The sequence below is a fragment of the Bacillus sp. DX4.1 genome (assembly GCF_030348195.1).
GTDB lineage: Bacteria > Bacillota > Bacilli > Bacillales > Bacillaceae_G > Bacillus_A.
Genome location: NZ_JAUCFT010000008.1, coordinates 1,489,950 through 1,502,618, shown reverse-complemented (window position 1 = coordinate 1,502,618; position 12,669 = coordinate 1,489,950). Strand labels below are relative to the sequence as shown.

The 12,669-nt window shown below is 37.4% G+C and carries 11 protein-coding genes; 1 reads left to right on the top strand and 10 read right to left on the bottom strand.

The genetic code is table 11. The features are described from left to right. Window positions 1-206: 206 nt before the first annotated feature. The 10 genes from ccsB to QUF99_RS10590 form a co-directional block, all read right to left on the bottom strand. Entirely contained in the window at window positions 207-1,364 is a 1,158-nt protein-coding gene (ccsB, locus tag QUF99_RS10635; protein ID WP_289369972.1) for a c-type cytochrome biogenesis protein CcsB, read from the bottom strand. Between the two features lie 14 nt (window positions 1,365-1,378). Then, the gene (locus QUF99_RS10630) at window positions 1,379-3,019 is read right to left on the bottom strand and encodes a cytochrome c biogenesis ResB family protein (protein WP_289369970.1); all 1,641 of its coding nucleotides are present in this window, start codon (window positions 3,017-3,019) and stop codon (window positions 1,379-1,381) included. A 150-nt stretch (window positions 3,020-3,169) separates the two neighbouring features. Then, window positions 3,170-3,691: a thiol-disulfide oxidoreductase ResA gene (gene resA / locus QUF99_RS10625; protein WP_289369968.1), complete on the bottom strand. Its 522-nt coding sequence runs from the start codon at window positions 3,689-3,691 to the stop codon at window positions 3,170-3,172. A gap of 212 nt (window positions 3,692-3,903) precedes the next feature. Continuing rightward, a complete protein-coding gene (gene rluB, locus QUF99_RS10620) occupies window positions 3,904-4,632 on the bottom strand; it encodes a 23S rRNA pseudouridine(2605) synthase RluB (RefSeq protein ID WP_289369966.1) in 729 nt (242 codons plus the stop codon). A gap of 288 nt (window positions 4,633-4,920) precedes the next feature. Further along, window positions 4,921-5,451: a spore maturation protein SpmB gene (gene spmB / locus QUF99_RS10615; RefSeq protein ID WP_289369965.1), complete on the bottom strand. Its 531-nt coding sequence runs from the start codon at window positions 5,449-5,451 to the stop codon at window positions 4,921-4,923. After that, complete coding sequence (gene spmA / locus QUF99_RS10610; RefSeq protein ID WP_289369964.1) at window positions 5,448-6,044, bottom strand: spore maturation protein SpmA; 597 nt, start codon at window positions 6,042-6,044, stop codon at window positions 5,448-5,450. Before spmA ends, spmB begins: the two co-directional genes overlap by 4 nt. Next, window positions 6,037-7,158: a D-alanyl-D-alanine carboxypeptidase family protein gene (locus QUF99_RS10605; RefSeq protein ID WP_289369963.1), complete on the bottom strand. Its 1,122-nt coding sequence runs from the start codon at window positions 7,156-7,158 to the stop codon at window positions 6,037-6,039. Before QUF99_RS10605 ends, spmA begins: the two co-directional genes overlap by 8 nt. A 727-nt stretch (window positions 7,159-7,885) precedes the next feature. Next, window positions 7,886-8,800: a superoxide dismutase gene (locus tag QUF99_RS10600; protein WP_289369962.1), complete on the bottom strand. Its 915-nt coding sequence runs from the start codon at window positions 8,798-8,800 to the stop codon at window positions 7,886-7,888. 160 nt (window positions 8,801-8,960) lie between these two features. Continuing rightward, window positions 8,961-9,452, bottom strand: a complete 492-nt coding sequence (locus tag QUF99_RS10595) for a DUF3907 family protein (protein WP_286124215.1) — start codon at window positions 9,450-9,452, stop codon at window positions 8,961-8,963. A gap of 23 nt (window positions 9,453-9,475) precedes the next feature. Further along, window positions 9,476-9,865, bottom strand: coding sequence for a hypothetical protein (locus QUF99_RS10590; RefSeq protein WP_286124214.1), 390 nt, complete (start codon window positions 9,863-9,865; stop codon window positions 9,476-9,478). 221 nt (window positions 9,866-10,086) lie between these two features. On the opposite strand from QUF99_RS10590, the gene mprF reads away from it, so the two are divergent. Beyond that, window positions 10,087-12,666 carry a bifunctional lysylphosphatidylglycerol flippase/synthetase MprF gene (gene mprF, locus QUF99_RS10585; protein WP_289369961.1) on the top strand — a complete coding sequence of 860 codons (2,580 nt, stop codon included), beginning with the start codon at window positions 10,087-10,089 and terminating at the stop codon, window positions 12,664-12,666. Window positions 12,667-12,669: the final 3 nt, after the last annotated feature.

Genomic DNA, 12,669 nt, shown 5'->3' with positions numbered 1-12,669 from the left:
ATATGTATTTTTCTTGAACAAGCCATTTAGGCCTCGACATCATTTTACAAAATCAACCTGTACTTTGCCATGTTTTTCTCAAAAAAGAAAAGAAATTGACAAAAATAAAATAGAAAAGTGACAGCCACCTTCCTATTTTATCCTGCACGAATGAACAATACGCTCCCTAATTCCATGTTCTAAAGAAAGACATACCCTTATAATTCTTATGCATAAGAATGCAATCCTGCAATCACTAAGTTCACCGCTATAAAATTAAACATAATAATGGCAAATCCAATTACTGCAAGCCATGCTGACTTTTCACCATGCCATCCTTTAGATAAACGTAGGTGTAAAAATGCGGCATAAAAGAGCCACGTAATCAGTGCCCAGACCTCTTTTGGATCCCATCCCCAAAAACGCGTCCATGCAATTTGTGCCCAAATCATTGCAAAGATCAATGCACCTAACGTAAAAACAGGAAATCCAATTGCAACAGAGCGATATCCTATTTCATCCAGCAAATCACTATTTACTTTTTTAACTACTGGCTGAATCGCCGCAGCTACTCGTTTACGTAAAATTAATCTTAATAAGATGTAAATCCCAGTTCCGATAAACAGTGACCAAATCACTGTGTTTAATTTTTTCGCATTAATAATAGCAGGCGTTTCTATAACGGGTTCAAATTTGCCGGCTGTAACTAACTTCCCTTCATGTGGTCCAACTAACGCAGGAAGATTGTATTTCATCTCTGCTTGTTGCTCATTTTTATCCACCCATTGAAACTTTGCTTCATATTTCGTACTAGAAAAGGCTGTTGTCACAGCTATAAAACCAACAGTACAAACGAGCATAAACAATACAGTTTCAAGCCAAAATGTCCGCTTGCTTCTTTTTGACTGATCCACATTTTTAAGCAAGTATATAACTCCTGTAATAAAACTAATTCCTAAAATGGCTTGCCCAGCAGCTGCTGTTGTTACATGAATATGTAGCCAATTACTTTGTAATGATGGAATAAGCGGTGAAATATCTCTTGGAAACATGCTCGCATATGCAATCAATAAGAGAGCAACTGGTAGAGCAAATAAGCCTACTATACTTACATGATACATAAAGTAAATAATAATAAAGGCACCAACAAGCATCATGCCAAAAAATGTCCCGAATTCAAAAAAATTACTTACTGGCGCATGTCCCGATGCTATCCATCTCGTAACAAAGTACACTGACTGGGCAACGAAACCTAAAATCGTAATACTGATCCCTACGTTTGCCCACTTTCGTCCTTTTTCTTTAATCGCTCCTCCGAAGAAAAGCGTTGCAAGCAAATACAGAACGAAAGCAGCAAACAAGAAATTACTGCTTATTTGTACCATATACTCTCCCCACCTTAACTAATTTTTTTATCATTTTCTTTATCATTTATTTTGTCGTATGGTTGTGGAATCTTTGTTCCTTCAAGTACTTTTTCAATGTCCTTCCGTAAACCAAACCAGTTTTTATTTGTATGACCAGCAATCCACCATTCATCTTTAACACGTTGTATCCAGATGCGACGATGATTCCAATACATTCCTTGAATTACACCAACCATGAAAATAAATCCGCCAACTGCAAGAATCCAGAGCGTCAAATCTTTTCGTACGGTAAGAGCCGTAGCATTTCGCATTTCTACTCCCGCAAACGACATTTTATATTTATTGTTCCCTTCCGGCTCTATGTTTTGTTGTATCCCGACAAAACTCACTTCCCCTTCCGGAGTTTCTGGTGTAAACATCTTAAAAACGAAAGCTGGGTTGTTCGGGAGTTTTGTTTTTGTATTCGGTTTACCCTTCTCATCAAAATAAAAATCTGGAAAATAGCTTAATAGTGTAAGAGAATACCCATTTCCTAAATCATATGTTTCCTTTGGGTTAGCTAAATCAACTGTAATCGGACCCCACTTTTGATTGTTTTCTTTCTTTTGCAAAGTAAACGACATGTTCTTAAATTCGCCCTCTTTAAAATCAACTTGGTACACAGCAAAATCGTCAAACTTCAGCGGTTCATTTACTCGAATCTCAGCTTCCTTTACCTTCTCTAACTTCGGCGTTTGTCCCGCTATATTTTCTCCTACAGCTTTATATAACACGGCATTGGTTTGAAAGTTTTTTGCAATCATTTTGTCTCCAACACGATCAATCGCATCATTAAACACTTCATCTTTTTTATTTTTTTTATCATAAACTTCTTTTATAAATTTCTCATTTTTTAAATAGTATTTCCCATCTGTTCCTGGAATCTCTTTCGTTTCACCGTCGCGTAGCCAAAGTGCTTCGTCCACATACATGCTCGGAAGAAAACGTAGCATTGCTCCAAATAGAACAATAATAAGACCGATATGATTCACATATGGACCCCAGCGAGAGAATCGACCTTTTTCTGCTAAAATATGTTCCCCTTCCACTCGCACATTATAATTTTTCTTTTTTAAATTGGCCTGTATAAGGTCTAAGTCTCCTTCTTTTGGAGTTGCTGTTCCATACAGCCTTTGTCTCTTTAAAAAGCTTGGGTGTCTTTTTACCCCCTGCTTTTTCAAAGCCTTATAAAGGGGTATCACACGATCTAAGCTGCATATCACAAGTGACACACCAATCGATGCGATTAAGATCATATACCACCAAGAACTATATAATTTATTGAATCCTAACTGGTAATATAATTGTCCAAGAAAACCGTATTCTTGTTCATAATATTCACTTGGTGTAACACTCGGAGGTATGTACATTTCTTGCGGAAAAATTGTTCCAACTGCCGATGCCAAAAGGGTAATGACAATCAGCCATACCCCCACTTTTACAGAAGAAAAAAAGCTCCAAATTTTATCGACTATTGTTTTTGTATGTGTAAGAGAACGCCGAGCACTCCCTTCATATCGCATATCCAATAATTTTGTATCTTCATTTTTTTCAAAAGGTTTCCCACAAGCTTCACAAAAAATTGTGCCAATTGGATTTATATGCCCACATTCACACTTTGTACGTTCCAACATTCTCACCGCCTCTTGTTTGTTTCTATTATTGTATTGTCTACATATGAGTTACCGCAATACTCAGAATTTTTATAAGAGGTGCTAAGACGAAGCAAAGCACCTTCATCTACCAAACACTTATTATTGTCAAAAATGTAAAGGCTTTCTTCATTAAGGAGTAATCTTCTTCAAATACTCTTCCATTTGCTCTTTTGTTTGTGTACCTGTAATTTGCTCGATGACTTTTCCATCTTTATCTATTAAAAACGTTGTAGGCAATGGACCAACACCATATGTACCTATTATTTCTTGTCCTTTATCAATTGCAACCGGGAACTTTAATCCATATTGATTCACAAAATTTTTCACAGCTATTTTTGTTTCATCTGCATCTAGCGCTATGATTTCAACGCCTTTTTCTTTATATTTTGGGTATAATTCATTCATATAAGGCATTTCTTTTTCACACGGTTCACACCAGGTTCCCCAAAAATTCAAGAATACACCTTTTCCTTTCAGATCTTTTAGCTCAATCTTCTGATCTTCTAAATCTGAAACAACAAAGTTAGGAGCCTGTTTTCCAATTTGCATCTTTTCTTTATCGACAAATAGCCCTTGATAGAATGTGAATCCTACTGCTCCACTTAAAATAAGCAAAATGAGAACGCGAAACAACAAGCGATTCTTCTTCATACTCTCTCCCCTCTCTTTGATGAATAAAAACAATCTATGCAATTTATATGTAAACAATTTTTGTACATGCTAGCTTGTCTCTTCCTTCAATCTTGCCTTTACTTGCTTCCTAAAGGAAGGACTAATATATGTATATACCATAACATCCGAAAAATATTTGCTTTAACAACCATCAGTGGGGAATACCCCCCCACACTAATGGATGTTTCACGTTATCTCGGTTTTGTAGAAGCAAGTGCTCGAAGTTGTTTTACCTCATGAGGAGATAACTCTCTTGCATCACCAGGACGTAAGTTGCCTACTTCTAAAAAGGCATAGCGTTCACGTTTTAGCTTCATCACTTTACAACCAATCGCTTCAAACATACGGCGAACTTGGCGATTACGTCCTTCATGGATTGTCAATTGAACAATCGCAACCTCTTTACGACGATCCCAAGTAGTAATTTTCACATAAGCTGGCGCTGTTTTTCCATCTTCTAATACAACACCTTTTTCTAACATGCGAATTTTTTCACCTGTTAATGGACCTTTTACTTTTGCAACATATGTTTTCTCAACCTTATATTTTGGATGCATTAATATGTTTGCAAAATCTCCATCGTTCGTCATAAGTAAAACACCAGACGTATCATAGTCTAATCGTCCGACTGGGAAAAGACGTTGTGAAATGTCTGGGAAAAAGTCCGTTACTACGTTTCTCCCTTTATCATCTGATACACTCGAAATTACGCCAGTTGGTTTATATAGTAAAAAGTAAATAGGTTCTTCTTTTTCAAGAGGAATGTTGTTCACTTCAACTTTATCTTGAGGAGTTACTTTCGTTCCGAGTTCTGTTACCACTTTACCGTTGACTTTTACTTTCCCTTGCTGGATAAGCTCTTCTGCTTTCCTTCTTGATGCAATTCCTGCCTGTGCAATTACTTTTTGTAGTCGTTCCATTTCCTTTTTTCACCTCAAATTCATCTTACCTTCATTAGAAGGAGTTGGCAACTGCCGGGAGCATACGGCAGTTTACCACATATATCATTAACAATATAGCGATGGTTATAAACTTACAAAGGAAGAATGCAGTTTCATTCCTTATTATTATTTACTTTCACATACTTGTTCACAATAAAAGTTCATCATTTTGTCAAAAACACTCCACAAAAAAACCACTATTAAGCATCCCCTTAATAGTGGTTGTATACGTATTATAAGCGAATTCGCTCAAAAAATGAATAGCGATTACTGAAACAGTAAAGAAACAAACACAATGGAGCAAATAATTCCAATTAAATCAGCAAATAACCCTACCTTTAAGGCATCTCCCATTTTCCGAATACCAACAGCTCCGAAATACACTGTTAAAATATAAAAGGTCGTATCTGTACTTCCTTGCATCGTAGAAGCCAATCTTCCAATAAATGAATCCGGTCCATACGTCGCAATTAAATCTGTTGTAATACTTAAACCTGCCGATCCTGAAATGGGACGGATAAGTGCAAGTGGCACAATTTCTGCTGGTACATGAATCATATCTAACATTGGCTTCATAAAAGTAATCATAGCATCTAATGCTCCGGATGCTCGAAAAATGGAAATGGAAACGAGCATTCCAACCATGAATGGCAAAATAGAAATCGCAATTTGAATTCCTTCTTTCCCGCCTTCCACAAACGATTCATATGTGGGAACTTTTTTTATCGTGCCATATAATAGAATAAAGCCAATTACACAGGGAATAACCCATAATGAAATCGTATTGACAATGCTCATTTTTTCCGCCCCTTTCTACTCCTTCTTCGGTAAAAATAGCGGTCAATCCAAATTGCCCCAATCATCGATAACAATTGTGCAATGAACGTGACACCAACAATTTCAGTCGGATTCGCCGATTCATATGTCATACGAATTGAAATAACAGTTGTAGGAATTAGTGTAATTGCCGATGTATTTAGAGCCAAGAACGTTACCATAGAACGGCTCGCTGAATCCTTCCCCCCATTTAATTCTTTCAACTGCTCCATCGCCTTAATACCAAGTGGTGTCGCCGCATTTCCAAGCCCGAAAAAGTTTGCCATCATATTAGATAAAATAAATCCCATGGAAGGATGGTCCTTTGGCACTTCTGGAAACAGCCTTTTAACAACCGGCATAAAAAACGCGACTAATTTCTTTAGCAAACCAGCTTCCTCCGCAATTTTCATTAAACCGAGCCAAAAAACTAAAACGCTAATAAGTCCAATACAAATTGTTACTGCATCTTTTGATCCTTCAAAAACAGCTTTATTTACTTCCTCCATCGTTCCATTGACCATCGCATATACAATACCAATTAACGCCATTGCCACCCATACGAGGTTAACCATCCGTTCCAACACCTAGCATATGAGAAAATATTTCTTGCACATCATTCCAATATACTCCTGTCGTAGCAATCAACTTTCGCTTACTATAAAATAAATTACGCTCTCCTACTTCTTTTTCATTTACATAAGCAATCGTCCGTCCTACTTTTTCTCCCCCCACTAATTTGGCTCCTTTATCTAGTTCTATCTTTAACGTAACCTGATTTTTTTCCTCGTTTGTTAACGGTACAGATAAATCATATTTTGTGTAAACATGATTGGCATATTTCTTTTCCTGTACACCGGAAAGTGCTCCTTTTTGTAAAACCTTTGTTAGTTTGTATTGCTTAAATCCTTGATCAAATAAATACATATGATCATCCCAATCACTTGACGCATTCAGTGTAACTACAATTAGATCTAATCCATCTTTCGAAGCCGTTGTGACAAGTGTACGTCCAGCCTTTTTTGTGAATCCGGTCTTTCCTCCTGTTGCATATTCATAATAGGACGTCACAAGTTTATGTTTATTTTTCCAAGGATAATCCCACGCCTTGGACTGATATGTTTTCGTACCAAAAATTTTCCGGAATATTTCATTTCCTATCGCGTATCGCGTTAATAGTGCCATATCGTATGCAGACGAATAATGTGTTCCATCACCATCTAAGCCGTGTGGATTTGAAAAATGTGTATCTTTCATTCCAATTTCCTTTGCTTTTTCATTCATTAAATAAACAAATCCCTCTATACTTCCCCCGACATTTTCAGCAATAGCTTGTGCTGCATCGTTACCAGAACGAAGCATTAAACCGTATACTAAATCTTCTAGCGGTACTTTTTGTCCAGGTTTTAAATAAATTGCTGATCCCTCTACGCGAACCGCTTCATTGCTAATGGGCACTGCTTCCTTCATTTTCCCTGATTCAGCAGCTAACAGGGCGGTCATGATTTTTGTAATACTCGCGATTTTTTGTGATTCATGTTCTGACTTTCCATATAAAACACGCCCGGAATGCTCTTCCATTAATATAGCGTTACGAGCACTCACATCATTCATTTGTGCATATGTATTCGTCGGTATTACACTTGCACATATTATAATAAATGCAATCACAATCCAAATTCGTCTCATATCCCCCACGTCCTTTTGACACTTTTTGTACAAGTGTATGCTTGGACCTTTAAAATATGAACGAAAGATTCTTTTCCCTACAAGTGCCTGTTCAAAAAGGAGGATACAGAGAGCCGAGCAGTTCGAGGCGCAGAAGCCAGAAGGATACGGAGTAGATGAACTACATGAGTACCAGAGCGGCGACGTAACAAAGAAATGCGATAGCTATCTTTACCGGACTTTTTGAACTTCCTCTAGTTCGTGTTCAAAAAGGAGGATACAGAGAGCCGAGCAGTTCGAGGCGCAGAAGCCAGGAGGATACGGAGTAGATGAACTACATGAGTACCAGAGCGGCGACGTAACAAAGAAATGCGATAGCTATCTTTACCGGACTTTTTGAACTTCCTCTAGTTCGTGTTCAAAAAGGAGGATACAGAGAGCCGAGCAGTTCGAGGCGCAGAAGCCAGGAGGATACGGAGTAGATGAACTACATGAGTACCAGAGCGGCGACGTAACAAAGAAATGCGATAGCTATCTTTACCGGACTTTTTGAACTTCCTCTAGTTCGTGTTCAAAAAGGAGGATACAGAGAGCCGAGCAGTTCGAGGCGCAGAAGCCAGGAGGATACGGAGTGTAGGTGACACTACACGAGTACCGGACTGGCAATGCAACGAAGAAATGCGACAGCTACCTTTACCGGACTTTTTGAACTTCCTCTATCATTGAAAAAAGACGCACAATTATGCGTCTAATACGGTATCCATTCTAGTTGCTTCGCACTTTCAAACCTTTTTTCTACATCGGGCCAATTGACAATATTCCACCAATTTTTAATGTATTCTTCCTTACGATTTTGATATTGTAAATAATAAGCATGTTCCCATACGTCAAGGACAAGCAATGGAATCGTATCCCACTGTGTGAAAAGTTGATGAAGAGTACTTTGTAAAATTTCTAATCGTCCTGAGCGAGGTACCCATACGAGAATGGCCCAACCGGAACCTTCCACTTTTGATGCGGCTTCTGTAAAATGCTTTTGAAAACGTAAAAAGCTACCAAAGTCCTTCTCAATTTCTCGAGATAATTCGCCCCGTGGACTCCCGCCTCCATCTTTTTTCATATTATTCCAAAATATCGTGTGCAAATAATGTCCTGATCCATGAAAAGCTGCTTCTCTTTCCCAATGCTTTAATAAATCAAATTCGTTCGTCTTTCTTGCTTCCTCCATCATTTTCTCTGCTTTATTGAGCCCCTCTACATAACTACGATGATGTTTATCATGATGCAACATCATAATTTCTCGAGAAATATACGGTTCCAATGCATTGTAGGGATAAGGTAATGGTGGAAGCGTGTGCCCTCCAATTGGAACAGAGCGCTCGGCGTATGTTCTTTCATATAAGTCATCTTGTTCGTTTTCTAACATAAATACTTCTTGTAAGTGATGTTGAATATGTTCCACATCATCACTTATCTCATACATAAATTCAGTATCTGTTTCATACTCATTTTCCTTCATACGCTCTAGTAGCATTTGAATTTTATATGCAAGCATATGGACATCATAAACTTCAGTTGCCCGATTATCTAATACATGAAGAACACTTTCGCACCAGCTTTCTACTTCATGGAAGTAATCTGTCAATACACCTTGCTGGTTCATACGACACCTCCTCGATGCTATCCACTTTAAATATATTCAAAGTACACATCGTATATACCGTAGAAAAAAGCAAAAGAAGCTAGAGGAATCTAGCTTCTTTTGCTTTTTTCTAGCACCTATGCAATATATCAACAATACATGTATATCCTTCGCTTTATCGTTAATATTTGTGTAACATCTTTGTTTGGTAGTCTGTTTCATAATATTCAAGCTCTTCACGCGTCATCTGAAACTTACCCTCTAGCTCTTGCATCACTTTCTCAATTGAGCGAGGTGGCACCTGTTGAAAAGCAATAGAATTTTTACCCGTATATGCAGAGCGGCTATTTTCATACCACTGATCACTTTTTGGTGAAAAAAATTCAGCAATAACTTGATGATAAATTTTATATAGTGTTGTCTCGGCAGCTTTCTTTCGAAATGGCTGACTACTCAGTAATACAAGGCATGCATCTAATCCTTCTTCACAAAATACAAGCAACCGTCGCAATGATGATAACAGCCCTTCATAATAATCCCGATTGCCTTCTGGTGACTCTTCCAATAAGGAAGGTAATGTATGATAATTTACATAATCAGTCATTAATGTAATGACTTCTTGTAAAAATACAGAAACCTGCTGTGTTTGATTTTCAACCATCGAATTAGACATATCCTTTTCTCTCCTTTGCCATTTTAAACAATTTCCACTTCTTTATTCTTATGTAGTTCTACTATTATGTCTTGTACTCTCCCCACTGTTTCAGTATCAAAATATTTTTGAAAATCTTCTATTATATTAATATACATACGCTTTTGCCCACGAAATTCTTCATTTTTTATGAAACACACGAGAGCAACAATATCTCGTAAATATATGTCTTGTTCTTCGATTTGAAAAACTGGATTTCCTTCAAAAGGCGTAATTTCTTGTAAAATTTCTTCAAAATAACGGACATACAAAACAGAAAATGTTTTTTCTTGCCCTTCAAGAATATATGTCACTTCAGATCGGTTAAAGAAATCTTCTGATGTATTAGGTTGTGCTTTTTCTAGCTCATAGCCTGCGTAACCTGTAATAACCATTTTTCTTCCCTCTCTTTCTTCCTTCCTTTATTTTATTTTAACTTATTTTTCAGAATAAACAAAACAAAAAAACCAGTAAGATCTGTGCGAAGAAAATGTGACTTTTCCAATTTTATATAAAAAATAGCTTTTATATCCTGCAATTTATCTTTTTATTTTTCATGAAGTTTGTCATAATAAGACTATTGTCTCAGTTTTCTTACACAAGGAGAGTTGTATTTATGTCGTTTTCGTGGAAACGTTTCTTACAAATCGGAAAAATTATTTTTCCATTTGGTGTCTTAACAATTGTGTTCTTTCAAGCTCGAAAAGAGTTGTCTGGTATTTCGTTTAGAGAGGCGATTGAAACAATTAAACACATTCCAACCGGCGGAGTCTTTTTAGCAATTACGCTCGGTGCATTTGCTGTTTCGACAATGTTCTTTTACGACTTTGTCATGCTTCGCTACTTAAAAGCAGATATACCGGTACAAAAGATTTTTCGTGTTTCTTGGATTGCCAATTCTTTAAATGGATTTATCGGTTTCGGCGGACTTGTAGGAGCGGGCATACGTACAATGCTATATCGTCCGCATGTGAAAGAGAGTGGCAAACTCATAAAAAGCATCGCTTGGATGACAACTGCTTTTATTAATGGATTAGCTCTTCTCTCGTTTCTCGGTCTCATAGGAATATTAGACACAAGATTTATTTTGCACGAAAAGCCTTGGCTATGGCCTGTCCTCATCTTTTTCGCCCTTTTTGTACCGTTATATGTCGGTTTTTCCAAAATTAAAAATCGTAAACAACAGCAAGTAGATGAGCAACAAGTAGAAGAGAAAAACCCAACCATTCTCTATTCACTCGTTTCATTAGTGGAATGGCTCTCTGCTGGTATCGTAATGTATGTCATCTTACTTTTATTTGGGATTGATATCGATTTCCGTAAATTTTTAGGTGTCTATGTCATTGCGGCATTAGCTGGGATTGTCAGCCTCGTGCCAGGTGGACTTGGTTCATTCGATCTCGTCTTTTTAACTGGGATGGGGCAATACGGGATCGATACAGGTGTATTATTACCTGCGATGTTGTTATACCGTCTTGTCTACTACATTTTACCGTTTTGCCTCGGTTTAATTTTTGCAGCTTTTGAAATGACTGGAGCTGCTTTGAAAAAAATTGAAGATAAACCATTTATCGCACCAGCCTTAGAAACGACTGGTGTCATTTGGACACTCCAACGTGACTTTATAGGGAAATTAGGTTCATGGGCTTCAGCTGCTCTAACAGCTTTTGCTGGATTAATGGTCATCTTATCAACAATTTTACCAACAAGCATTAACCGTGCTCATGCATTACATATTTTAGCTCCAAAACATCTTATTCAACTTTCTTTTAGCTTATCGTTAACATTTGGGATTTTACTTGTTGTCCTATCTCGAGGCATTTATTACGGAACAAAACGCTCCTACTATATGACGATTATTTCTTTAATTGGAGCAGCCATTTTTAACACGCTAAAAGGAATCGATGTGGAGGAAACTTTCATTCTACTGATTGTGCTCGCTGTACTATATATGCTTCGCACACGATTTGTACGTGAAAAAATAGAAGTTTCATTTTCAGATGGAATAAAAGTATTTATATTTTTACTTATCACACTATACCTGTATAAAAATCTTGGAATCTTATTTGCAGGAGCAAAAGAAGCTCTCAAGCCTGATTTCGTTGTTCGCAACATTACACAAGTAAAACGAAGTGCACTCGCCGCCGCCTTCTTCGTTCCAACTTTTTTACTCATTGGTTCAATTATAGCGAATCGTTATCGTAGTTTATTTCCCGGACAATTCGCTAATGACAAACGACTGCAAAACTTTTTAGATGAACACGGCGGAAATGTATTGAGTCATTTAGGATTTTTAGGAGATAAACAATTCTTTTTCAGCAGTGACGGAAAAGCACTCCTTCTATTTTCACCTGCAGGAAAACGACTCATTGTACTCGGTGATCCAATTGGCGATCCTTCTTCGTTCCGTAAAGTACTACAAGAATTTTTAGCAGAAGCAGATCGCTTTGGCTATATTTGCGTATTTTACCAAATTGAAAGTAAATGGATGAGCTTATATCATGACTTTGGTTATAACTTCTTTAAACTCGGTGAAGAAGCAGTTGTTGATTTACATACGTTTACCATATCAGGGAAAAAACGTGCTGGACTTCGTGCTACCTTTAACCGTTTTGAACGTGAAGGCTATACCTTTTCAATTCATCAACCACCATTTTCTGACGAACTATATGAGGAATTGAAGGAAGTATCAGATGCTTGGCTTGGACGAAAAAAAGAAAAAAGCTTTTCTCTAGGCTATTTTGATCGTGATTATATAAGCCGTGCGCCTATCGCAACGCTCTCTGATGCCGACGGAAAGATCATCGCATTTACAACATTTATGCCCGTCTATCAAAGCGGTGAACTGTCGATTGATTTAATGCGCTATTATCCAGATGCACCAGGAGGAATTATGGATGCGATCTTTATCCACTTATTCCAATGGGCGAAAGAAAACGAATATCATTCCTTTAACATTGGAATGGCTCCACTTTCTAATGTTGGTTTATCCGCGCAATCATTTTGGTCCGAACGCGTCGCAGCAGCTATTTTTAACAACGTTCGTTATACGTATAGTTTTAGTGGCTTGCGACATTTTAAGGAAAAATATAAACCAACCTGGAGCGGTAAATATTTAGCATTTCGAAAAAACCACTCTTTACCAATCACAATGCTTGCCGTAACAAAATTAATAGGAAAACGAAAAAGCAGCTAACAA

Bases quoted from the DNA above. Each gene is read 5' to 3' on its own strand.
- spmB (WP_289369965.1), bottom strand. From the start codon at position 5,451: ATGAGCATTGTCAATACGATTTCATTATGGGTTATTCCCTGTGTAATT.
- resA (WP_289369968.1), bottom strand. From the start codon at position 3,691: ATGAAGAAGAATCGCTTGTTGTTTCGCGTTCTCATTTTGCTTATTTTA.
- QUF99_RS10605 (WP_289369963.1), bottom strand. From the start codon at position 7,158: ATGAGACGAATTTGGATTGTGATTGCATTTATTATAATATGTGCAAGT.
- QUF99_RS10595 (WP_286124215.1), bottom strand. From the start codon at position 9,452: ATGTCTAATTCGATGGTTGAAAATCAAACACAGCAGGTTTCTGTATTT.
- rluB (WP_289369966.1), bottom strand. From the start codon at position 4,632: ATGGAACGACTACAAAAAGTAATTGCACAGGCAGGAATTGCATCAAGA.
- mprF (WP_289369961.1), top strand. From the start codon at position 10,087: ATGTCGTTTTCGTGGAAACGTTTCTTACAAATCGGAAAAATTATTTTT.
- spmA (WP_289369964.1), bottom strand. From the start codon at position 6,044: ATGGTTAACCTCGTATGGGTGGCAATGGCGTTAATTGGTATTGTATAT.
- ccsB (WP_289369972.1), bottom strand. From the start codon at position 1,364: ATGGTACAAATAAGCAGTAATTTCTTGTTTGCTGCTTTCGTTCTGTAT.
- QUF99_RS10630 (WP_289369970.1), bottom strand. From the start codon at position 3,019: ATGTTGGAACGTACAAAGTGTGAATGTGGGCATATAAATCCAATTGGC.
- QUF99_RS10600 (WP_289369962.1), bottom strand. From the start codon at position 8,800: ATGAACCAGCAAGGTGTATTGACAGATTACTTCCATGAAGTAGAAAGC.
- QUF99_RS10590 (WP_286124214.1), bottom strand. From the start codon at position 9,865: ATGGTTATTACAGGTTACGCAGGCTATGAGCTAGAAAAAGCACAACCT.